Origin of the sequence: Photobacterium aquimaris, assembly GCF_002954455.1 — a bacterium.
Lineage (GTDB): Bacteria > Pseudomonadota > Gammaproteobacteria > Enterobacterales > Vibrionaceae > Photobacterium > Photobacterium aquimaris.
Window position 1 is genome coordinate 2244017 of sequence record NZ_MSCC01000001.1, and the last position, 24626, is coordinate 2268642.

The following is a 24626-nucleotide window of genomic DNA, read 5'->3' on the forward strand; positions in this document are numbered from 1 at the left end:
CCTTATTTTTACCATTTTTTTCCGTTCGCTCAATCATTAACCCATAACTTCATTTTGTGACAAATAAAACAGCTTTCAATATTAATAGTGATGAGTTAAGCCGAATTTAACCCATAAAAAAACGCCTTAGCTCATTACAGCTAAGGCGTTTATTTAACGATGACAGGTTATTTTCAAATGCTACATATGATTAATCTTGCTTGGTAACAATCTTATCGTCAACGACTGACAATACGATTGGTTTACCAGGCATAAATTTACCGGATAACAAATCTTGTGCTAACGGATTCTCAATGTACTGCTGAATTGCACGTTTTAATGGACGCGCACCAAACACAGGATCGAAACCAGCATCTGAAATTAATTCTAACGCGCTCTCTTGTACATCGAGCTGGAAATCTTTTTCCGCTAAACGTTTTTCCAAGCGTGCGATCTGAATAGAAGCAATATGCTTAATGTTCTCTTTACCCAATGGGTGGAACACAACAGTTTCATCAACGCGGTTAATAAACTCAGGACGGAAATGTTGACCCACAACTTCCATCACTAACGCTTTAATGCCTTCGTAATCTAAACTACCGAAGTGTTCCTGAATACGATCTGAACCTAAATTCGAGGTCATGATGATCACGGTATTACGAAAATCAACCGTACGACCTTGACCATCAGTTAAACGTCCATCATCTAATACCTGTAATAGGATATTAAATACATCAGGATGCGCTTTTTCTACTTCATCAAGTAAAATAACTGAATATGGACGACGACGAACCGCTTCAGTTAAGTAGCCACCTTCTTCATAACCGACATAACCAGGAGGCGCACCCACTAAACGTGCCACTGAGTGTTTTTCCATAAACTCAGACATGTCGATACGTACCATCGCATCTTCACTATCAAACATAAAATTCGCTAGTGACTTACATAATTCTGTTTTACCTACACCAGTTGGACCTAAAAATAGGAACGAACCAATTGGACGTTGTGGATCAGATAAACCAGCACGACTACGACGAATCGCATTGGCTACCGCTTCAACGGCTTCTTCTTGACCAATAACACGGTTATGTAACTCGTCTTCCATGCGCAATAATTTATCACGCTCACCCTCAAGCATTTTCGCAACCGGAATACCTGTCGCTTTAGAAAGCACATCCGCGATTTCGACATCGGTTACTTTATTTTTAAGCAACGTCATATCTTGCATTTCAGCTTGAGCTGCTAAATCAAGTTGCTTTTCAAGTTCAGGAATACGACCATACTGTAATTCTGACATGCGATTTAAATCACCCGCACGACGCGCGATTTCAACATCTGTACGCGCTTGCTCAAGCTCGGCTTTAATATGCTGCGTACCTGACAATGACGCTTTTTCTGCATTCCAAACCTCTTCAAGTTCAGAATACTCACGCTCTTTAATATCTAACTCTTCAAGTAAGTTACTTAAGCGTTTTTGACTAGCATCATCACTTTCTTTTTCTAATGCTTGCTGTTCAATCTTTAATTGAATGATGCGACGCTCTAAGCGATCCATTGACTCTGGTTTAGAGTCAATCTGCATACGAATACTTGAAGCGGCTTCATCGATCAAATCAATCGCTTTATCGGGCAGTTGGCGATCTGAAATATAGCGATGGGATAATGTCGCTGCAGCTACAATCGCAGGATCGGTAATCTCTACATGGTGATGAAGTTCATAGCGCTCTTTTAGACCACGTAAAATAGCAATGGTATCTTCAACACTTGGTTCATCCACCAGCACTTTTTGGAAACGACGTTCTAATGCCGCATCTTTTTCTAAATACTGACGGTATTCATTTAAGGTTGTCGCACCAACGCAATGCAGTTCGCCACGAGCAAGTGCAGGTTTTAGCATGTTACCGGCATCCATAGAGCCTTCGCCTTTACCTGCGCCGACCATGGTATGGATTTCATCAATAAACAGAATCACGCGACCATCTTCTTGAGATAATTCGTTTAATACTGCTTTTAAACGTTCTTCAAATTCACCGCGGAATTTAGCACCGGCGATCAATGATCCCATATCTAATGAAAGTACGCGTTTATCACGTAAACCTTCTGGCACTTCACCATTAACAATACGTTGTGCTAAACCTTCAACAATCGCCGTTTTACCGACACCAGGTTCACCAATGATCACTGGGTTGTTTTTAGTACGACGCTGCAATACTTGAATGGTACGGCGAATTTCATCATCACGACCAATCACAGGATCTAATCGACCTTGTTCTGCACGCTCAGTTAAATCGACAGTGTACTTACTTAATGCCTGACGGTTCTCTTCCGCGTTTTGATCATCAACTTTCTGACCACCGCGAATTTGATCTATCGCTTTACCGATCTGATCGGCTTTTAAACCAAGTTCACGTAACAAGTCACCTAACGGACCTTTATCGTTATCAACGGCCGCGAGAATAAATAATTCAGAGGATATAAATTTGTCGTTACGCTTTTGTGCCAACTTATCGCACATATTCAGTAACGAGCCCATGCTATTTGATAGCTGAACCTCACCACCAATACCGGTCACTTTTGGAATACGCTCTAATATCTCACCCAAGCGTGAACGCAACTGAGTAGAATCTACATTCAAAAGGGTTAGTAAAGGACGTACTGTACTGCCTTCTTGGTTTAATAACGCCACCATTAGATGAGCAGGTTCAATATATTGATGATCTCGTCCTAGTGCTAATGACTGTGCATCAGAAATAGCGGCTTGGAACTTACTGGTAAATCGGTCAAGACGCATAGGTCCCCCAATAATAAATTTAATAACCTGTTACTAGTTATATGGTAGTTCGTGGGCGTTTTTCAAGGCTCTTAAATCGCAAAATAATGCTGCAAAAAAAGCGGATATATTGTTAACCAATATACCCGCTCATTATTTATCGTATTTCGTATTAATTAACGCAACCAAATCAATGAAGCTTGGCGTCCAGTGACGGCTTGACGACGATAAGAATAAAATAATTCATTATTATTAAAAGTGCAGTATTCGCCACCATAAATTGCGTCGATACCATACTGTTGTAATCGCTGCCGTGCTAATAGGTATAGATTAGCTAACCACTTATCACCATGAGCTACAAATGCATCCGCAGCTTTAGCATTAACATCAATAAACTGCTCACACACTTCAGTGCCAACTTCAAATGCGGTTGGACCAATTGCCGGCCCCATCCACGCCATAATATCTGCGGCTGGACAGGAAAACTTAGCAATCGCGTTATCAATGACTCCTGCAGCAAGTCCCCGCCACCCAGCATGAACAGCAGCCACTTCAGTACCTTGCTTATTACACAAGAGAACCGGCAAACAGTCAGCCGTCATGATGGCACAGGCTAAGCCAGGCACACGGGTAAAGCTGCCATCAGCATCAACAACCTCAGTTAACGGCGCCGTTAAATCAATCACAACTGGACTGTGAATTTGATTTAACCATGCTGGCTCTGTCGTTAACCAACAGTGGTGTTTCAACAACTGGCGATTTGTCAGCACGGAACTGACATCATCCCCAACGTGCAACCCCAAATTAAGTGCATCATAGGGCGCTGAACTGACACCGCCAAAGCGCGTCGTACTGACCGTTAATACATTGTCTGGAGCTGGCCAGTTAGGAATAATGGTCTGCATTAATACATATCTTCGTTATTTTCAACGTTGTCTTTACGTAGAATATCAATCATCGCTATCATATCGTTAGGTAACGGCGCATGCCATTCCATTAACTCACCGGTAATTGGGTGTGATAGACGTAACATACGTGCGTGTAATGCTTGACGATCAAATGAACGTAATGCGTGAATAAACTCAGGAGATGCATTACGTGGTGGACGAGGACGACCACCGTAAATCACATCACCAATCAACGGATGGCTCATGTAAGACATATGCACACGGATTTGGTGAGTACGACCAGTTTCTAGGCGCAATACAATTCGTGTATGTTCACGGAAACGTTCTGCGACACGGTAATGGGTGATCGCATCTTTACCTAATTCATGCACAGCCATACAAATACGCTTGGTTGCATGGCGACCAATAGGTTTTTCAATCGTACCGCCACCTGTCATTTGACCGATTGCAAGCGCTTCATATTCACGCGTGATTTTACGTTTTTGTAGTGCACGCACTAAACGTGTTTGTGCTTGAATAGTTTTAGCGACTACCATTAAGCCAGTCGTATCTTTATCTAGACGGTGCACAATACCTGCACGTGGCACTTCTGCCAATGCTGGATAATGATGCAATAGTGCATTTAGCACAGTACCATCTGGCGTACCCGCACCTGGGTGAACAACAAAATCACGTGGCTTGTTTATGACTAAAATATCATCATCTTCATAAACGATATCAAGTGGCAGATCTTGTGCAATCCAGCGAACTTCATCTTCAATTTCAGCTTGAATGAAAAGTTCTTCGCCACCCATCATTTTTGAACGAGGTTTATTGTCAATTTTACCATTAACTGAAACCATGTCTTTAAGGATCCACTCTTTGATACGAGAGCGGGAGTAATCGGGATATAATTCAGCAATAACCTGATCAAGGCGCTTGCCTAGTTGGCTTTCGCTAACTGTATTTGTTAATTCTATTTGCTGTGCCATAACGAACTTTTTTAAAAAGCGTGAGACTAATTGCCATACGCTGCGTAAAATGTACCAAGCTTAATAAAACGATGCTTGATGTAAACTAATATAATGTCATTGTATCTGTTAACGGCTCAGTCCGTAATGGATCGAGCAAAATAAAATTTTTATCAAGGAAACTGACGCCGTAATGAAACGCCTGACAATACCGACTTTACTTGCTGTAGCCTTGCTTTCAGGCTGTTCCAGTACTGAGAAAGTCATTCCTGATGTTCCACCATCAGACTTATATTCTACTGCCCAGCAAGCATTGCAGAGCGGTAATTGGAATAATGCCATCGAGCGCTTAGAAGCAATGGACTCTCGTTATCCATTTGGCGCTTACTCAGATCAAGTACAACTCGATTTGATCTATGCCTACTACAAAAATGATGATTTAGCGTTAGCACAAGCAACGATTGCACGCTTTTTACGCTTAAATCCAACTAATCCACAAGCGGATTGGGTTATCTATATGCGTGGCTTAACACATATGGCCCAAGATCGTAGCTTTATGCATGACATGTTCAATGTTGATCGTTTTGATCGTGATCCTACCTCTTCACGCCAAGCATTTAGCGATTTTAAATACTTACTGGAACGCTTCCCTAATAGTCAGTATGACGCAGATGCAAAAGCACGTATGGTATTTTTGAAAAATCAATTAGCTGAATATGATCTTGCTGTTGCTGATTTTTACATTCGCCGTGAAGCATGGATTGCAGCTATCAATCGTTGCCAACAAGTACAACGCCTATACCCAGACACCAGTGCTGCGCGTAAATCGTTACTACTTGAGAAAACGGCTTATCAAAAATTGAAATTGGATAAAGAAATTTCACGTACTGAAGCCATGATTAAGCTTAATCCAGTAAAATAACCCCCTAAAAAACAGTAATAAAAAATGGCAGCTCAATGAGCTGCCATTTTTTAAATTCTGTTAACAATCAGCGTTAATTTTAGCGAATAATTGCTTAATGACAAAAAAAACACGTGAGCAAAAAACACTCAACAATTTGAAATGAAACGAATTAATTCCCTAGTTAGCACTAGCCACCAGCAATCAATATCATCCATACTGCCCTAACTTATCAGTAAACCTCAAGCATTTTTTAGAAACTTTTTTGCAACAAACCCACTTCGATCACATTTTTTTTGCTCAAAAATTACTAACGATAATTGTGTGATCTGCATCACATTATAAGTTGGTGTTTTTAGTAATCTGAACTTAACCCAACGAAGGGTAGCAAACGAGGAAGATAAATATGACATTAGAAATCACTGGTAAGAACATCGATATCACCCCGGCTATCCGTGAGCGTTTTGAATTTAAATTCAATAAGTTAGAAAAACTTCAAGTACCACTAATCAAAAAACATATTATGATTAGTAAAGAACCAAGCAAGCTATTTAAAATCGAAGCTTCTGTTAGCATTGCCGGCGGTCAACTTGTCGCCTCAGCAGAACATGAAGACTTGTTTGGTGCGATCACTGAACTTTACCAAAAACTTGATCGCCAACTGAAGAAACAAGCTCACAAACCAAATTCACGCCGTGCTAGTCATAGTGAGAAACCAGTACAAGCTGAAGATACCACTGAATATGATGATGAAGTAGAGTTTGATGAAGCATAATCGTTAACGATTAAGAGGATTTAGAACAGCCCTGCTAAATGCAGGGCTGTTTGCTTTGTACTTGACAATAAAACCTCCCCTGCCTAATGTGGATTGCAATGCCAACACAATAATATGCCGCTTTCATGCTCAAGAGAGCCGATCATAATAGGGATCGCTATGACCGTTAACACACATGATTCATTGGATGATATTCGCCGCAATGTCACTCGTATTGACAATACACTCCTGGCTCTTTTAGCTGAACGTCGCACATTAAGCCTTGAGGTTGCTAAAAGTAAAATAAGTACCGCTAAACCAGTGCGCGATCAGGTCCGTGAACAAGCATTATTATTACGCCTTATTGATACAGGTAAAGAGCATCAACTCGATCCGCAATACGTTACTCAACTTTTTCATACCATCATTGAAGACTCGGTTTTATATCAACAAGCCTATTTGCAACGCTTGGTAAATCCCGAAAATGCCTTGCCCACCGCACGAGTATCATTTCTTGGTGCTAAGGGATCATACTCTCACCTTGCTAGTCGTAATTATTTCAGTCGTAAGCAAACTCAGTTAGTTGAAATAAGTTGTAGCTCTTTTCGAGATATTATCAATGAAGTCGAGACTGGCCATGCTGATTACGGTGTATTACCGATAGAAAACACTAGCTCTGGCTCTATCAATGAAGTCTATGACTTGCTGCAACACACCAGTTTATCGATTGTAGGTGAGATTACTCAACCGATAGAGCACTGCTTATTAACTGCGGTTGATACCCAACTCAAACAAATTGATACTCTTTACTCCCATCCACAACCTCACCAGCAATGCAGTGAGTTCTTACACGGCATGGGAAAAATTAATCAACAATATTGTTCAAGTACAGCAGATGCAATGCTCACCGTCGCAGAGCTTAAACAACCCAATATCGCCGCCATTGGTAATGCATCAAGTGGCGAGATCTATGGCTTAACTCCGATAAAAACCAATATCGCCAATCAACAACAAAATTTTACCCGTTTTATAGTGGTTGCTCGTAAACCCGTAACTGTGACTTCACTTATTCCAGCTAAAACGACCCTGATTATGTCAACCGCACAAGCTGCTGGTTCATTAGTTGAATGTTTACTGGTACTACGCAATGCTAAAATTAACATGACCAAACTTGAATCTCGTCCAGTAATCGGTAACCCATGGGAAGAGATGTTTTATGTTGATGTTGAAATTAATTTAAAAGATCCACTGATGCAGCAAGTGTTAGATGATCTCACGCGTTTAACCCGCTTTATTAAAGTCTTAGGCTGTTATCCAAGTGAAAATGTCACCCCTACTGAGGTTGATTTCAACGACTAAGACCAATTCAACATCGTTTTACTGGATAAAAAAAGCCCGCGAACATTGCCAGTTCGCGGGCTTATTAATTTCTATCGTACTAAACAGTACTATCTTTATTTACGTCGAGTCGAATCGTTCGCCTGTCTAAGTAGTCCCTGGCTCTCGACTAAAAAATGTTGAGCATAATCACCAAACCAATGTTCAACCTGACTAAATGCCTGTTTAAACGTTGCTTTATCTTGATGTTCTAACATTTCAATTGCCTCCCCAAAACGTTGATGAAAACGTTTAATCATTGCTAAGTTTTGAGGTGCCGACATAATAATATCTGCATATAACTGCGCGTCTTGAGCAAACAAGCGTCCGACCATCGCTAATTCTAATCGGTAAATAGGCGAGCTGAGCGACATCAGTTGGTCTATTTTAGGATCTTCTTCTGCCAGATGAACCCCATAAACAAATGACGTAAAATGGCGCAATGCTTGAATTAATGTCATTCCCTGGTCATGTTCAATCGCACTAATACGATTTAATGATGCGCCCCAAATCTGAAACTGCTCCAATAACCATTGATAGCTTTCAGGATTACGGCCATCGCAGTAAACAACCACTTGCTTGGCTAAACTTGGAATATCAGGACCAAACATTGGATGTAAACCAACAACAGGCCCAGAGTGCACTTCTAGCATTGCTTGTAAGGGGCCACTTTTCACTGAAGTTAGATCGGTAAGGATACAATCCTCAGGTAGTTGACCTAACTTAGCAATAATGGCTTCCGTCATATGAATTGGGACAGAAACAACCACCATTCCAGCATCATGTAAGATTTCATCAGCACGATGCCAATCATCACGACCTAAAATACGCACCTGATAACCAGATAACTCAAACATCCGTTGAAATAATTGCCCTAATTGACCATGGCCACCAACAATCACAATCGGACGCAATTGCGGATTAAGACATTTAAAGCCTGAATCATTCTCACTTGAATATGACTCACGCATGGTTCGCCGCAACACATCCTCAATAAGATCAGCTGGAACCCCTTTTGATTCCGCTTCTTGACGACGAGATGCTAACATTGCCGCTTCACGATCAGGAGCATAAATAGGTAATCCATGCTGGCTTTTAACCACCCCAACTTGTTCAACTAATGCTAAACGGCGAGCTAATAACTCCACCATTTGACGATCAACCTCGTCTATTTGATCTCTTAATTGACTTAACTCAGCAACCATGACTTTTGACATCCGTATTTATCCCGTTGCAACTATAGTGCAAAGAGTTATTTAATTCTATTTTGTAAAAAAGGCACTAACTCTTGATGTGCTTTGCGTAATAGCTGTTCTGTAGTATCCCAGCTAATACATGCATCAGTAATCGACACCCCATAAGCCATATCTTTTAACGGCAAATCGGCACTTTGATTACCTTCATTAAGGTGGCTTTCAATCATTAAACCAATAATTGAGCGATTACCTTCACGAATTTGATGAATAGCATCGGTTGCCACTAATGGCTGACGACGATAATCTTTTAAAGAGTTAGCATGACTGCAGTCTATCATTAACGAAGGCATAAGACCTGCTGCTGTCATTTCGTTTTCACACTCAGCCACAGAGACAGAATCATAATTAGTCTGTTTACCACCACGTAAAATAACATGTCCATCTGGATTACCTTGAGTTGCTAACAAGGCTACTTGACCATCAGGGTTAATACCCATGAATTTATGCCCAGAAGCTGCCGCTTGCATCGCATTAATCGCGGTCGCTAAACTACCATCAGTACCATTTTTAAAGCCGACAGGAACCGATAAGCCACTTGCCATTTCACGGTGCGTTTGTGATTCAGTAGTACGTGCCCCAATGGCAGCCCAACTGAATAAGTCACCTAAATATTGAGGGCTAATCGGATCAAGCGCTTCAGTTGCAACCGGGATCCCCGCTTCAACTAAGTCAATCAATAGCTGACGTCCAATATGTAAGCCTTCTTCAACTTCAAACGAACCATCAAGATAAGGATCATTGATTAATCCTTTCCAACCCACTGTAGTACGTGGCTTTTCAAAATAAACCCGCATCACAATATAAAGTTGATCATCTAGTTCTGCTGCAAGTTGCTTTAATTTTTCGGCATAGACTTTTGCTTGTTCAACATCATGAATTGAGCACGGTCCACACACAACTAATAAGCGATGATCACGTTGATGAATAATATTGGCAATGGTTTGACGAGATTGTTCAATAAAGGCCAGTGCTTCGTTAGAGACTGCCATCTTGTTTTTCAATTGAGCCGGGGTAATAAGTACTGATTCTTCCGCAATATGAATATTATTTAAGCCATCTTTTTCCATAAGTCATCCCTGCAAGTAATAGATATTCTTCCACCAACATAACAATTGCAGCACTATCATTGCAATAACTTGTAAACATAAAATTCCATTTGTAAACATTTATTTACAATTTATGCTGTTACAATACTAAAGCTGATCATGACTGACTTATCACTCCCATTAGAAATGAGTAAAACACCTCAACAGCTATACCACATAAAAAATGTGACTATGTTAACAAATCTCGTTGATCGTCTTTAATGAATATTAATGCATATCACATTCATAACATTATCTTAAGAAGCAAAAAAAATGAAACTATTACACTAATCGCCAACTGCAATTATGTAATTTTTATTAAGTAACCACTTAAGATAGCGAGAATATATATGGCATGGTTTTTACTTTGTGTAGCAGCCTTAATTGGCGGTTATTTTATTTATGGTAGCTTTATTGAAAAGGTATTTGGTGTCAATACCAACCGCCAAACCCCTGCTTATACCAAACAAGATGGTATTGATTATGTACCAATGTCCAACAGCAAAGTCTACTTAGTACAATTATTAAATATTGCTGGCGTTGGACCGATCTTTGGTCCAATTATGGGCGCACTATACGGCCCAGCTGCGATGTTATGGATTGTATTGGGCTGTATTTTTGCAGGCGCAGTCCATGATTACTTCTCAGGCATGCTCTCTGTTCGTAATGGTGGTGCTTCAGTACCGACACTTACTGGACGCTACTTGGGTAACGGTGCAAAACATTTTATGAATATCTTTGCTATCGTACTGTTACTGCTTGTTGGAGTGGTATTCGTATCAGCACCAGCAGGAATGATCACTAATCTGATTAATGATCAGACCAGCCTCAATGTCTCAATGACGACCATGGTAGTAATTATTTTTGCTTACTATATTTTAGCGACGATCGTGCCTGTAGATAAAATTATTGGGCGTTTTTATCCTTTCTTTGGCGCGCTACTGATTTTTATGTCTGTCGGCCTTATTACCGCGATTGGTATTTCAGATGAACACCAATTATTAGACGGTTTTGAAATCAGTCACATGTTCACTAACATGAATCCTAATGACTTACCGTTATGGCCTGCACTGTTTATTACTATTGCTTGTGGCGCGATTTCAGGCTTTCACGCCACTCAATCACCGTTAATGGCACGTTGTATTGAAAATGAGAAAAATGGCCGCTTTATCTTTTATGGTGCAATGATTGGTGAAGGTATCATCGCCCTTATCTGGTGTGCGCTAGCATTATCATTCTTTGGCTCTATTGAAGCTTTATCTGAAGCGGTAGCCAATGGTGGCCCAGGTAATGTGGTTTATAGTTCGTCATTTGGACTATTAGGCGTCTTTGGTGGCATTATTGCGTTTCTTGGGGTAGTCATTCTACCGATTACTTCAGGCGACACTGCTTTCCGTTCAAGCCGGTTAATTTTGGCTGAATATTTCAATATGGATCAAAAGCCATTACGTAATCGCTTATTAATGGCTATGCCACTGTTTGTGTTAGGCGCAATTTTAACTCAAGTCGATTTTGCCATTATTTGGCGTTATTTTGGCTTTGCTAACCAAACCACTGCCGTAATGATGTTATGGACAGCATCAGCTTATCTACTCCGTCTTGATAAATTACATTGGGTAGCCACTATTCCGGCTATGTTTATGACCACAGTTTGTATTTGTTTTATTCTTAACAATGATCAATTGGGCTTTGGCTTACCAATGACGGTTTCAACAGTTATCGCCATGATTGCAACCAGCGTTATCACGGTGATGATCATCAAAAAATCACAAGGTAAAGGCGTGATTGATATTGATACTGATGAAATTGAGCCAACCAGCACACCAATATCATCAAAAAGCTGATATTCAGAGCTAATATACAGAATAAGCACATCAACAAAACCAGTGTTCATCACTGGTTTTTATTAGCTTAATTTATTACCAACCCCTGATTTACAGCCAAAAAAAGCCCACCATGAAGGTGGGCTTTTCGATAAACGTCAGACGCTTATTATTTCTTAGTAAGCTTCTCGCGGATACGTGCTGATTTACCAGAACGCTCACGTAGGTAGTACAACTTGGCACGACGTACTGCACCACGACGTTTAACAGTAATGCTATCAACTACTGGAGAGTGAGTTTGGAACGCACGCTCAACGCCTTCACCGTTCGAGATTTTACGAACAGTAAATGCTGAATGTAGACCACGGTTACGGATTGCGATTACAACGCCTTCAAAAGCCTGTAGACGCTCACGGTCACCTTCTTTTACCTTAACTTGAACAACAACAGTGTCACCTGGTGCGAAAGTTGGTAGGTCTGTTTTTAGTTGCTCTTGCTCAAGAGCTTTAATGATGTTACTCATTTGGTATATACCCTAGAATAAACTGATACTAATTTAATTAAATGCTTGCTTTATATTCGCGAATAAATTCCGCGAGCAAGAATTCCTGATCGTCAGTCAGAGCTAGGTTTTCCAGGAGCTCTGGTCTTCTCAGCCATGTACGGCCTAACGATTGCTTTAATCGCCAGCGACTAATCTCTTTATGATTGCCAGACATTAATACCGCAGGTACTTCTTGTCCGTCCAACAATTCAGGTCTGGTGTAATGAGGACAATCTAACCAACCATTTGCAAAAGAATCTTCTTCTGCTGACGCAAAATCACCCAGTACGCCCGGAACAAACCGAACCACTGCATCAATTAGCGTCATGGCGGGTAATTCGCCACCCGTTAACACAAAATCACCGATAGACCATTCTTCGTCTACCTCTTGTTGAATAATGCGCTCATCAACCCCTTCATAGCGACCACAAATAAGAATCAGATTCTCATTTTGAGCCAACTCCTCAACACCAGCTTGATCCAGCTTACGGCCTTGAGGTGAAAGGTAGATTACTTTAGCCGAACCTTTTGCAGACTTTTTAGCAGTATGAATGGCATCGCGCAAAGGCTGCACCATCATTAACATGCCCGGTCCACCACCGTACGGTCGATCATCCACCGTCCGATGTTTGTCATGCGTAAAATCACGAGGATTCCACGTATCAACAGTCAAAAGGCCTTTTTTTACCGCCTGGCCTGTTACCCCAAAATTGGTAATGGAAGAGAACATGTCAGGAAAAAGACTGATTACTCCAACCCACATATGTTCACTCGCTTAATTTACCTAGAGGTTAAAAGTCAGGATCCCAGTCAACTTCGATCCGCTGAGCAGTGCGATCAATCAACTTGATGACCTGCTCATCGAGGAACGGGATTAAACGTTCCTTCTGTCCGAAAGCATCTTTTAGATTAGCCTTCACAACTAACACATCGTTTGAACCTGTTTCCAGGATATCAGTGACTTTACCTAGGTCGTAACCTTCGGTGGTGACAACTGACATACCAAACAATTCACGCCAGTAAAATTCTTCATCTGACAGTGCGGGTAGTTGATCAGCCAAAACTGCTACTTCTGCATTAGTGAAAACTTGAGCATCCTCGCGGATATCCATGCCTTCTAGCTTAGCAACAAGACCTTGGCCGTGGCGTTTCCATGATTCAACATGGATTTCTTTCCACTCACCTTTGATTTTAATCATCCAAGGAGTGTAGGAAAAGATACTTTCAGATTGTTCGGTGTAGGAAAAAACTTTGAGCCAACCCTTGATACCGTAGGTGGCACCCAGTTTACCGACAATAATGTGGTCTTGGTCTTTTATACTCATCGTTTTTCTCTGTACCTAATTAGCACTAATTAAGCTGCAGTTTTAGCTGCGTCTTTGATTAGTTTAGCTACACGGTCAGTCGTAGATGCGCCTTGACCTAACCAGTGGTTTACGCGATCTAGATCTAAACGTAAACGCTCTTCTTGACCCTTAGCTAGTGGGTTGAAGAAACCGATTTGCTCGATGTTTGCGCCGTCACGTGGAGCACGTGAGTCAGCAACAACGATTTGATAGAATGGACGCTTCTTAGCGCCGTGACGTGCCAAACGAATGGTTACCATATCGTCCTCTTTGCATTACTGTAAAATAAATGACCCCGCTATAATAACGAGGTCCGTGCCAAAATAAAGCCTCGGAATTTTACCCTTTGGAGCGGCGAATGCAACTGCTTTAGTTACTTTTTCACCGTTTAAGTAGAATAAAAGCTTTAAAACCATTAAAAATCAGACTATTAGCGTCCTGGGAACATACCACCACCAGGCATCATGCCTTTCATTTGACGCATCATATTCTTCATTCCGCCCTTTTGCATCTTTTTCATCATCTTTTGCATCTGGGTAAATTGCTTCAATAGACGGTTTACATCTTGTACTTGAGTACCAGAACCGGCAGCAATACGCTTCTTTCGTGAGCCCTTTATAAGCTCAGGTCGAGCACGTTCACCCTTGGTCATTGAGTTAATGATAGCTTCCATTTGGACGAAGATTTTATCATCAACTTTATCTTTCATATCACCTGGTAATTGCGACATCCCTGGCAGCTTATCAAGCATGCCCATCATGCCACCCATGTTTTTCATTTGTTGAAGCTGACTACGGAAATCTTCAAGATCAAAGCCTTTTTTATCTTTAAATTTCTTGGCTAATTTCTCTGCTTCTTTTTTATCAACGTTACGTTCTAGATCTTCGATCAACGATAAAACATCGCCCATACCTAAAATACGCGAAGCAACACGATCTGGATGGAACGGTTCTAGAGCATCAGTTTTTTCACCAATACCTAAAAATTTAATCGGCTTACCAGTAATGTGGCGTACAGATAACGCTGCACCACCACGCGCATCACCATCAACCTTGGTTAAAATAACACCGGTTAATGGTAAGGCATCATTAAATGCTTTGGCTGTATTCGCCGCATCTTGACCTGTCATGGCGTCAACCACAAACAGCGTTTCGACTGGATTTAATGCTTTATGGACATCTTTAATTTCATCCATCATTTCTTCATCGACATGCAAACGGCCTGCAGTATCGACAATCACTACATCATAGAACTTGGTTTTACCGTGCTCTAATGCAGCTTTTACAATTGTTAGTGGTTTTTGCTCAACCGTTGATGGAAAGAAATCTACACCCACATCAGCAGCTAGCGTTTCTAACTGCTTGATTGCCGCAGGACGGTAAACGTCGGCTGAAACAACCAAGACTTTCTTTTTATCACGCTCTTTTAATAGCTTACCTAGTTTACCAACACTGGTGGTTTTACCCGCACCTTGAAGGCCGGCCATTAAGATCACTGCCGGTGGTTGGCAACTTAAATCAAGCGCTTCATTACCTTCACCCATAACCGCTTCAAGCTCAGCTTGAACGATTTTAATAAACTCTTGGCCAGGGGTAAGGCTTTTTGATACTTCAGTACCAACAGCTCGCTCTTTGACGCGCTTAACAAATTCACGAACTACAGGTAACGCAACGTCGGCTTCGAGTAATGCCATCCGAACTTCACGCAAAGTATCCTTTATATTGTCATCCGTAAGACGACCACGGCCGCTGACATTTTTTAGCGTTCGCGATAAACGCTCGGTTAAATTTTCGAACATGTGGTGCTACTCGCTCGTTACGCAACTCAATCAAAAATTGCAAAATTATTAAAATTGCTACAAGTATACCGCAAAAAAGCTTGGTCTTTCATGTAAACCCACAGCTCTTTTTGGGATTACATTGGCGACGAAGGTTTGAGCAGGGTATAATTGTTGCTTCTAAATATTAAAAATAGCTATTCGTTACTAAAGGAGCTATCTGGTTGACTATGGACATGCTAATTGCCATCCCTGCAGTATGCTTTTATATCATTGCATTACTGCTTGTTGTCCCAGGGCTTACCAGTAATAACGGCATTAAAACCCAACCGGTGTTTGTTACTGCCATTATTGCTATTGCCTTACACTTGCTATTACTTAAGGATCTTATCCTTGGAGCATCAGGCCAAAACCTTAGCATCCTTAACGTTGCATCACTGATTAGCGTTATTGTTGCCAGTTTAACCACGTTTGCAATATTAAAAATGCGGATTTGGTTTTTATTACCGATTGTTTATAGTTTCGCAGCAATTAACTTATTTGCTGCCACTATGTTACCTGGTGCTTTTATTACCCATTTAGAGTCACAACCGCAAGCGTTAATACATATTTCTCTGGCATTGTTCTCATATTCAACTCTAATGATAGCAACCCTGTACGCGCTACAACTAGCCTGGCTTGATCATAAGTTAAAGCGCAAAAAAAGCTTACAGATTAATCCTAACATTCCACCATTAATGATGGTAGAGCGCCAACTTTTCAAGATCATTATTGTTGGTTATGGTTTATTAACTATCACTTTAATCAGCGGCTACTTTTTTATTGGCGACATTATTGCCCAAGGCAAAACCCATAAAGCGGTCTTATCCTTGCTTGCTTGGATTATTTACAGCGTATTGTTATGGGGTCATTACCGTCAAGGATGGCGTGGACGAAAAGTAGTTTGGTTTAGCTTAGCCGGTGCATTTTTACTGACATTAGCCTATTTCGGTAGTCGTTTTGTCAAAGAAATTATCATTGGTAGCTAGTTAAGCTGCAACGCCGAATTTTATTGCTACACTTGTTTTATAATTACTACTATTTCATACATTATTGTTCATTTATTCAATAACTAACAATACTTGGTTAATCTGTTAAGGACTCCCCCTTTGGACCAAATTTCCACAGGCTTATTATTTGCTTTACTCGCTCTTATGATCATCATTTCAGCTTACTTTTCAAGCTCTGAAACCGGAATGATGACCCTCAATCGCTATAAGTTGCGCCACCTTGCCAGTCAAGGCCATAAAGGGGCTCAACGTGTTGAGAAACTTCTTTCACGTACCGATCGTTTATTAGGTTTAATTCTGATCGGTAATAACTTAGTTAACATTATTGCATCGGCAATTGCGACGATTATTGGTATGCGTCTCTATGGTGATGCAGGCGTAGCTATTGCAACTGCCGTTTTAACCATTGTTATTTTGGTGTTTGCGGAAGTGACACCGAAAACAGTTGCCGCTCTACACCCAGAAAAAATATCTTACGCTAGTAGCATCTTACTGAATATTTTAATGAAGTTACTCTATCCATTAGTGTGGTTTGTTAATGGCATAACTAATGGCTTCTTGTTTATTCTTGGTGTCAAAAAAAATAACGATAGTACTTCAAATATTAACTCAGAAGAATTACGTACTATTGTTAACGAAGCAGGATCTCTAATTCCTCGTCGTCACCAAGATATGCTGCTCTCAATACTTGATTTAGAAAATGTCACCGTTGAAGATCTCATGATTCCGCGTAATGAAATTGCAGCTATCAATGTCAATGACGATTGGAAGTCGATTGTGCGTCAGTTAAGCCACTCTGCACATGGACGAATTGTGTTATATCGCGACAACATTGATGAAGTGGTTGGTATGCTGCGTGTACGTGAAGCTTACCGTTTAATGATGGATAAAAATGATTTCAGTAAAGAAAATTTACTTCGTGCTGCTGATGAAGTGTATTTCATTCCAGAAGGCACACCGCTCAACATTCAATTACTAAAATTCCAACGCAATAAAGAGCGCATTGGTCTAATTGTGGATGAGTACGGCGATATTCAAGGTTTAATCACCGTTGAAGATATTTTAGAAGAGATCGTAGGTGAATTTACTACTTCAATTGCACCAACACTGGCAGAAGAAATTACCCAACAAAAAGATGGTAGTTTATTAATTGAAGGTAGTGCCAATATTCGTGATTTAAATAAGAGCTTAAATTGGCAACTTCCCACCGATGGTCCACGGACACTAAACGGCTTTATTCTTGAACATTTAGAATATATTCCAGATGAAAAAGTTAAAGTAAATATTAATGGTCACAAAATGGAAATCATTGATGTTTCAGGCAATATGATTAAGTTAGTTAAAGTATTACCTACACACAGCAGCACTGAGATTGATACTGAAACTGACACGAAACAAGAGATTCAATCGCCAAGCACCAATAATTAACCGCTGATCTGTATCAATAAAAAAGCCACCCAATGATTTTTACACTGGGTGGCTTTTTTTAATCTTAAAACAACGACTTATTTAACCTGTAATTGCTGTAATATCGTATCTGGCAGCGCCAGAGCATCGTTTTTATTAACCTCGATACCTGCATCAATAATCGCTGTTGCAATCGCTTTTGCTTCATCAAGTGAATGCATATTATAAGTGCCACATTGATACTCATTGAGCTCAGGGATCTGCGCCTGAGTTTCAACCGCCACGACATCTGTCATTGCCGCTAACCATGCGCTGGCAACCTGTTGTTCTGTCGGTGAACCAATTAAACTCATGTAGAAACCAGTACGGCAGCCCATCGGTGAAATATCAATAATTTCGACCGTGTTAGAGTTTAAATGCTGGCGCATAAATCCAGCATACAAATGTTCTAAAGTATGAATACCACGCTCACTGAGAATATCAGCATTGGGGCGACAAAAACGCAAATCAAACACGGTAATAGTGTCACCGCTAGGGGTTTGCATGGTCTTTGCGATCCTGACTGCAGGTGCATGCATTTTGGTGTGATCGACAGTAAAGCTATCAAGTAATGGCATTGCTTACTTCTCCTTGTCTAAATAAAATAACGCCTAGCACTTCCGTTCTATAGTGCTACTTACAACTAACCTACCACCAACTTTTATTGGCATCGAGCTCTTTTCGGCATTGCTTTAACTGCCAGCCGTAATTTTTCGATTGCTGTTCAACCTTACGTGCTACTTTCATTAGCCACGGTTTACGGTGATAGGTGCCACGCTTATAACCACCACGTCCATCGTGATAGGCTAGATACTGAGCATAGGCATTCCATTTAGAAATACCTAATTGACGCTGGGTTTCATGGGTATACCAGCCAATAAATTGCATCGCATCACCAAAGTCACTGCGTGAGCCACCATGCCCAGTATGCTTTTGAAAGTCAGACCAGGCTGGATCTTGCGCCTGGGCATAACCATAAGCACTACTTACTCGCCCCCATGGAATAAAGCCCAACATATAATCTTTTGGTGGTAACGCATCGTGACGATAACTACTTTCTTGTTTCATAATCGCCATCGCAACATTTATCGGTGTGCCCCACTTTTGCTGCATATCAACAGCATCTTCATACCAATCTGGATATTGTCTAAATATACTGCATAAATTTGATTGATTGCTTGGTGGCGGTGTTGCACAACCACTGACAATCACAGTTACAACAGTCAGCATCAACAACCGTACACGTAATCGCATTATTGTTCCTATCTTGTTAACAATGAATATAGATCAAAAAAAAGCTGACACTTAAAAGTGTCAGCTTCATACCATGAATTATTAGCCAAGAGTTGGAATTTCCACATCAACATCAGCAAAATAGTCAGCTAAGAAATCATCAAATGACAATGTATCGCTTTGTTCTATTTGACGTTGCTTTATCACCGATGCCGCTGCTTCTTGCTCAAACGTTGCTTGATCATAAAAACGAAAATCTTTCTGAGCCAATAACTTAGCATGCGCGGTCGCATAATGATCACCAACAGCAGTAATCCCTTGGTAAGCTTTAATTTGTTCAAGCAATTTAGCAGAAAACGTTAACTGTGGATCGTTGATCCAGCTTAATAAACGCTGACACGTTTGCTGATATTTGCTATCGCCATGAAGCTTATCCATCGTAATTGCAACCTGTTCTAGCTCTGCAAACACACGTTGACCCCATGTTTTTAGCAGTAACTCTTCACCATCGCAGCCAATTTTCAGCTCTAATTGTGGGTTACGACCATCAACAACCACTTTATTCCAATTATCACGCCAGCAAGCTAATTCACAATCGGTCATCTCAGGTGACGGGGTTAATACTGCCCAAGTTAAGAACAAATCAAGAAAACGCACTTGGTCTTCATCAATACCAGTCGGGCTAAATGGGTTAACGTCTAATGATCGAACCTCAATATATTCCACTCCAGCACGTTTTAATGCCTCAGATGGTTTTTCACCACTTTTAGCGACACGCTTAGGCCTAATTGGTGCATACAATTCATTTTCGATCTGTAACACATTACTATTAAGCTGTTGACGCTTGCCATCAACAACCACACCTAATTTAGAAAATTCTGCTGACGGAGTATGAATCGCACTATTTAACCCAGTGAGATATTGTTCAATACTATTGAACCCAATTTTTAGCGAGCTTTGCGCATTATTGGTATAACCTAAATCACTCAATCGCAGCGCTGTTGCATTCTCTAAAAAGTAAGTTCCTTTACCTACTTTTTCAAAAGAGGCTTTCAAAGCTTCGTTTTGAATAAATGACCCACATAATGCTGGAGATGAACCAAACAAATATGGAATTAGCCATCCGAAACGGTAATAGTTTCGAATTAATCCAAAATAGGCGTCAGATACTGAATCTTGGCGCTGTAACTCCGTTTGCTCACCAAACAAGCCATTCCAAAATGCATCTGGAAATGAAAAGTTAAAGTGTACGCCAGAAATAATCTGCATCACGCTACCGTAACGACGCTTTAGTCCTTCACGATACAAGGTTTTCATACGACCAGTATTAGAGCTACCATATTGCGCTAATTCAATCTCATCCTGATCACCAACAAAGCACGGCATAGACATCGGCCATAAGCGCTCGCCAGCCATATGGCTTAATGAAAACTTATGAATATCGTCTAATTGTGCAAGTAAATCATCAACATCACGCGAAACCGGTGTGATAAATTCTAGTAATGATTCAGCGAAGTCGGTGGTGATCCATTTATTGGTTAGTGCTGAACCTAAAGCATTTGGATGCGGCAATGAAGATACTTTTAAATCTTCTGTTATACGTAAAGACTCACGCTCAAGACCACGCCCTAACTGTGTTAAGGCTTCTGGGTTATTAGCAACCTGTTGCAACCTTTCGGAAAAAGTCATGAAGGCCATACTCATTTTTATCCAATTGAAGAAAACAGGGTAATCATTATTAACTACGATTACCATGCTTTATAGTATTAATAATTGTGAAACATAGTTACTACATAGTAAAAGCTATTACTTAATAAAAGCTGTTACTGTGGTGCGTATTTACTGATTCAGTACCAATTGATGAATAGGTAAACCCAAGGTCTTTAATTGTGGCAGTAATGTCTTTGCATCGCCCACAATAATGATTTGATAATCTTTAGGGTTAAACCATTTATGCGCTAAATTATCCATTTCAGCTTTGGTTATTGTTGCGACAATATGATTGCGTTGAGCCACAAAATTTGGCGCTAAGTTATAGCTTAAAATAGTACCGAGTAACGCCGCTTTTTTAGATGGGGTTTCATAGCTTAACGCATCTTGTTGACCAACCGCTAACCGCATAAATTTCACTTCTTTAGCAGTTAACCCGCTCTTACTGATACGCTTTAATTCAGCCATGAATTCTTTTATCGCAGCTAAAGTAGCATTAGCTCGCACCTGTGCATAGAAACTGGCAATGCCAATTTCACGCCCTCCAGTTAAATAACCGCCAGCACCATAGGTATAGCCTTTATCTTCACGTAAGTTTAAATTTAAACGACTATTAAAATTACCCGCTAAATTAAAGTTCGCCAGTTGAGTTTTAAATAATTCTCCCGTTGCGTCATATGCCATACCTTGACGTACTAAGCGTACTACTGTTTGCGGTGCATGGGGCTTATTGACTAACCAAATTGCTTGTTGTGATAACGTCGGCAGTGTCGGTGTGATAAAGGTTGGTTTAGGCGCACCTTGCCAAGCTGCTACTGGCGCGAGATCAGTGTTTAAATTAGCTTGTTTAATATCACCAACCACTACAATATCAGCGCCATTTGGGGTGTAATAACGCTGATAGAAATTCTTAACATCTTGCAAGGTAATAGCTTTAATTGATGCTTGAGTACCATCTGCTGGGCGGCTAAATACGGTGTCTTTAAACAATACATCACGGGTGGCTTGATTCGCTAACCATTCTGCACTTTGATGCTCATAGACAATGCCTTCTAACATTTGTTTTTTCAAACGCTTAAAATCAGACTCTGTGAATTTAGGCTGTAATAATCGCTGCTCAAATAAGGCTAATGTTTGAGGTAAATTCTTGGTCAGCGTCGTTAATGAGATGGTCGAATTATACAATCCGGCATTAACGGTAATACCACTGCCTAAAGTATCTAACTTAGATGCCATCTGCTCTGCGGTTAATTTAGCAGTACCTTCATTCATCATTGCAGCAGTAAGTTGTGCTAATCCAGCTTTACCTTCTGGCTCAACTCGACGTCCTGCTGGTACACTTAACTGCAAAGTAATGGTTGGCGTTTCTTTATATTCAGTACCAATAACTTTAATACCATTGGCTAACGTAAACTCATATAAGCTTGGCATTAGCGCTTTTACTGGCGTTGATGCTTGTGGCATTACACTGCGATCAAAATTATCAGTGACACTACGATAAGCTAAATCGTTTTCAGCAATTTTATGATGAGCGGGTAAGTGGCGTGGCGCGGGCGTAAAGTTTGGCTGTGCAGCCTCTAACTGTAGCTCTCCTTTAGGTACCACACTTAAGCTCACACTTGGCTGTTGATATAAATATTTATTGTAAGCGGCCATCACGCTATTGGTCGTGACGCGATTAACATTAGCTAGCTCAGTGGGTAAATAATTAGGATCACCAAAAAATGTTTGATAAGCCGCCAGCTGTGAAACTTTACCCGCTACGCTTTGCAAGCCATAAATCGCACTTGCTGCAGCAGAGCCTTTGATCTCATCTAATTGCTGCTGATTAATGCCTTGGGTTTTAATGCCATTAACCACCGCCATCACTTTAGTACGTAGCTGTTTTAAATTACCCTGATTACCACTGGGTGCCATTGCATAGACATACATAGTACAGGCTAATTCAGCACAATCTTGAAAAGCGCCAGCATCGACAGCAGCGCCAGTTTTGACTAGCTTTTGATACAATAAACTATTAGTACCGCTGCCAAGAATTTGTCCAAGCATATCTAATGATGATTGATCTTTCGCACCAAGATAAGCCGTTGGCCACCCCATCATTAGCATTGGCTGCTGAATATTATCTTGCAGAGTAATAAAGCGATTATGGGCGATTTTAGCTGGCTGCTTAGGGGCATTTTTCACTTCAGGGCCACGTGGAATCGATCCAAAGTATTTATTGATCCATGCCAGTGTCTCAGCTTTATTGATATCACCGCCAATGGTTAACGTCGCATTATTAGGCCCATACCAACGTAGGAAAAAGGCTTTAAGATCATTCACATCAACGCGATCAAGATCTTCAACATAGCCAATGGTTTGCCATGAGTATGGGTGACTACGTGGGTACAGCGCTTCAGCCATTTTTTCATAAATCATTCCATACGGGCGATTTTCGAAATTTTGCGCGCGCTCATTTTTAACCGTTGAACGCTGAATTTCAAATTTACGCTGTGACACAGCATCCAATAAAAAACCCATCCGATCAGCTTCTAACCACAATACTTTTTGGAGTTGATTGGCTGGAACCGTTTCATAATAATTGGTGCGATCGCGGTTAGTACTGCCATTTAAATTACCGCCTGCTTCTGTGATCAATTTGAAATGCTGCTGATCACCAACATGCTTTGAGCCTTGAAACATCATATGTTCAAAGAAATGGGCAAAACCAGATTTTCCCTGCTGCTCGCGTGCCGAACCAACATGATAAGTGACATCAACATTCACTAACGGATCAGAATCATCAGGTGACAAAATAACCGTTAACCCATTAGCTAATTGATATTTGCTGTAAGGTATTACCGCCTTACCAGGCACCGCTTTCACCTGTTCGATAAACTTAATCCCTTGCGGTAAGCTATCATTTACAGAGCTATGTTCACTCCATTGACTACAACCCGCTAATGATAGCAATGCAGCACTTAATACCCACTTTTGCACGTTAATACATTCCTTACACTGATAATCCGGGAAATAGCCCTAACACAATCACCGCTAGAGCAATATAGCGTATCATTTTCCCAATAAAAATAGCGACAGCACACCACCAAAAACGCATGCGCAACCACCCAGCCGCTAAACATAATGGATCACCAACAATTGGCATCCAGCTTAATAATAAGCTCCAGTAACCATATTTCTTTAGCCATAATAATGCTTTATTGCTGTGTTTATTATCTGCCGTTTTATCTGGCAGTAATAAACCTAACCAATAATTAGTCAGTCCGCCAAGGGTATTACCAATTGTCACTACCGCAACAATTTGCCAAACCGGATTATCCCCCATTTTTAAAGCGGCAATTAAATTAGCTTCTGAACCACCTGGTAATAACGTCGCGCTTAAAAAACCGGTCGCAAACAGTACCCATAATCCAAGATCACCATTGATTAATTCTGTCATCGAGCTGTTATCTCATAAGTTAGTGCTTTAAAGACGTAATGCAGCGCGAAACCCTAGCTACAATAGTACAAATTATTTGATTGTGATAATAATACTAAGCCTATTAATAGTCTGTTATTTAATCTTTATTTAATACTGACAATAGTGGCACCAAGGCGGTTAACTGCAACATAGAGATGCGATAAAAAAGAAGATTATGATAAATAACGTAGAAATGGTTTCGAGACTAAAATGAGGGTATAAAAAAAGCCCAGCCTAAGCTGAGCTTTTAAATGA

21 protein-coding genes are annotated in these 24626 nt (G+C 40.6%); 6 read left to right on the forward strand and 15 right to left on the reverse strand.

The features are described 5' to 3' along the window. Positions 1 to 190: 190 nt before the first annotated feature. From clpB to rluD, 3 genes are all read right to left on the reverse strand, one after another. Positions 191 to 2770 carry an ATP-dependent chaperone ClpB gene (clpB, locus tag BTN98_RS09805; protein WP_061000731.1) on the reverse strand — a complete coding sequence of 860 codons (2580 nt, stop codon included), beginning with the start codon at positions 2768 to 2770 and terminating at the stop codon, positions 191 to 193. Positions 2771 to 2925: 155 nt separating this feature from the next. Further along, the gene (gene pgeF, locus BTN98_RS09810) at positions 2926 to 3654 is read right to left on the reverse strand and encodes a peptidoglycan editing factor PgeF (RefSeq protein ID WP_061000729.1); all 729 of its coding nucleotides are present in this window, start codon (positions 3652 to 3654) and stop codon (positions 2926 to 2928) included. Beyond that, entirely contained in the window at positions 3654 to 4628 is a 975-nt protein-coding gene (gene rluD, locus BTN98_RS09815) for a 23S rRNA pseudouridine(1911/1915/1917) synthase RluD (RefSeq protein ID WP_061000727.1), read from the reverse strand. The genes pgeF and rluD overlap by 1 nt, the downstream gene beginning before the upstream one ends. Positions 4629 to 4800: 172 nt before the next feature. On the opposite strand from rluD, the gene bamD reads away from it, so the two are divergent. The 3 genes from bamD to pheA all read left to right on the forward strand — a co-directional run bounded on the left by bamD (position 4801) and on the right by pheA (position 7621). Beyond that, complete coding sequence (gene bamD, locus BTN98_RS09820) at positions 4801 to 5529, forward strand: outer membrane protein assembly factor BamD (protein ID WP_061000725.1); 729 nt, start codon at positions 4801 to 4803, stop codon at positions 5527 to 5529. Positions 5530 to 5914: 385 nt separating this feature from the next. Then, the gene (gene hpf, locus BTN98_RS09825) at positions 5915 to 6283 is read left to right on the forward strand and encodes a ribosome hibernation-promoting factor, HPF/YfiA family (RefSeq protein WP_061000723.1); all 369 of its coding nucleotides are present in this window, start codon (positions 5915 to 5917) and stop codon (positions 6281 to 6283) included. Between the two features lie 159 nt (positions 6284 to 6442). Beyond that, on the forward strand, positions 6443 to 7621 hold the full coding sequence (gene pheA, locus BTN98_RS09830) for a prephenate dehydratase (protein WP_061000721.1): 1179 nt from the start codon (positions 6443 to 6445) through the stop codon (positions 7619 to 7621). Positions 7622 to 7716: 95 nt separating this feature from the next. On the opposite strand, the gene tyrA is transcribed toward pheA, so the two are convergent. Together tyrA and BTN98_RS09840 are read right to left on the reverse strand one after the other, a co-directional pair. After that, entirely contained in the window at positions 7717 to 8844 is a 1128-nt protein-coding gene (gene tyrA / locus BTN98_RS09835; protein ID WP_061000735.1) for a bifunctional chorismate mutase/prephenate dehydrogenase, read from the reverse strand. A gap of 47 nt (positions 8845 to 8891) precedes the next feature. Then, positions 8892 to 9962, reverse strand: a complete 1071-nt coding sequence (locus tag BTN98_RS09840) for a 3-deoxy-7-phosphoheptulonate synthase (protein WP_061000719.1) — start codon at positions 9960 to 9962, stop codon at positions 8892 to 8894. Positions 9963 to 10330: 368 nt separating this feature from the next. Here BTN98_RS09840 and BTN98_RS09845 point away from each other — a divergent pair, with 368 nt between their 5' ends. Beyond that, positions 10331 to 11824: a carbon starvation CstA family protein gene (locus BTN98_RS09845; protein ID WP_061000717.1), complete on the forward strand. Its 1494-nt coding sequence runs from the start codon at positions 10331 to 10333 to the stop codon at positions 11822 to 11824. Between the two features lie 148 nt (positions 11825 to 11972). On the opposite strand, the gene rplS is transcribed toward BTN98_RS09845, so the two are convergent. The 5 genes from rplS to ffh form a co-directional block, all read right to left on the reverse strand. Then, complete coding sequence (gene rplS, locus BTN98_RS09850; RefSeq protein ID WP_036793356.1) at positions 11973 to 12326, reverse strand: 50S ribosomal protein L19; 354 nt, start codon at positions 12324 to 12326, stop codon at positions 11973 to 11975. Positions 12327 to 12363: 37 nt separating this feature from the next. After that, positions 12364 to 13110, reverse strand: a complete 747-nt coding sequence (gene trmD, locus BTN98_RS09855) for a tRNA (guanosine(37)-N1)-methyltransferase TrmD (RefSeq protein WP_061000715.1) — start codon at positions 13108 to 13110, stop codon at positions 12364 to 12366. Between the two features lie 28 nt (positions 13111 to 13138). After that, complete coding sequence (rimM, locus tag BTN98_RS09860) at positions 13139 to 13672, reverse strand: ribosome maturation factor RimM (RefSeq protein ID WP_061000713.1); 534 nt, start codon at positions 13670 to 13672, stop codon at positions 13139 to 13141. Between the two features lie 29 nt (positions 13673 to 13701). Continuing rightward, entirely contained in the window at positions 13702 to 13953 is a 252-nt protein-coding gene (gene rpsP, locus BTN98_RS09865; RefSeq protein WP_061000710.1) for a 30S ribosomal protein S16, read from the reverse strand. A gap of 170 nt (positions 13954 to 14123) precedes the next feature. Then, positions 14124 to 15491: a signal recognition particle protein gene (ffh, locus tag BTN98_RS09870; RefSeq protein WP_061000708.1), complete on the reverse strand. Its 1368-nt coding sequence runs from the start codon at positions 15489 to 15491 to the stop codon at positions 14124 to 14126. A gap of 209 nt (positions 15492 to 15700) precedes the next feature. On the opposite strand from ffh, the gene BTN98_RS09875 reads away from it, so the two are divergent. Next, complete coding sequence (locus BTN98_RS09875) at positions 15701 to 16498, forward strand: cytochrome C assembly family protein (protein WP_061000706.1); 798 nt, start codon at positions 15701 to 15703, stop codon at positions 16496 to 16498. 120 nt (positions 16499 to 16618) lie between these two features. Beyond that, positions 16619 to 17947, forward strand: a complete 1329-nt coding sequence (locus BTN98_RS09880) for an HlyC/CorC family transporter (RefSeq protein ID WP_082732227.1) — start codon at positions 16619 to 16621, stop codon at positions 17945 to 17947. 77 nt (positions 17948 to 18024) lie between these two features. Here the strand turns inward: BTN98_RS09880 and luxS are convergent, their stop codons facing one another. The 5 genes from luxS to BTN98_RS09905 all read right to left on the reverse strand — a co-directional run bounded on the left by luxS (position 18025) and on the right by BTN98_RS09905 (position 24350). After that, complete coding sequence (gene luxS / locus BTN98_RS09885; RefSeq protein ID WP_061000704.1) at positions 18025 to 18543, reverse strand: S-ribosylhomocysteine lyase; 519 nt, start codon at positions 18541 to 18543, stop codon at positions 18025 to 18027. 70 nt (positions 18544 to 18613) lie between these two features. Further along, a complete protein-coding gene (locus tag BTN98_RS09890) occupies positions 18614 to 19219 on the reverse strand; it encodes a transglycosylase SLT domain-containing protein (RefSeq protein ID WP_061000703.1) in 606 nt (201 codons plus the stop codon). A gap of 81 nt (positions 19220 to 19300) precedes the next feature. Continuing rightward, entirely contained in the window at positions 19301 to 20887 is a 1587-nt protein-coding gene (gene gshA, locus BTN98_RS09895; protein ID WP_061000733.1) for a glutamate--cysteine ligase, read from the reverse strand. A 150-nt stretch (positions 20888 to 21037) separates the two neighbouring features. Continuing rightward, a complete protein-coding gene (locus BTN98_RS09900; RefSeq protein WP_061000701.1) occupies positions 21038 to 23890 on the reverse strand; it encodes a M16 family metallopeptidase in 2853 nt (950 codons plus the stop codon). A 13-nt stretch (positions 23891 to 23903) separates the two neighbouring features. After that, a complete protein-coding gene (locus tag BTN98_RS09905) occupies positions 23904 to 24350 on the reverse strand; it encodes a YqaA family protein (protein WP_061000699.1) in 447 nt (148 codons plus the stop codon). Positions 24351 to 24626: the final 276 nt, after the last annotated feature.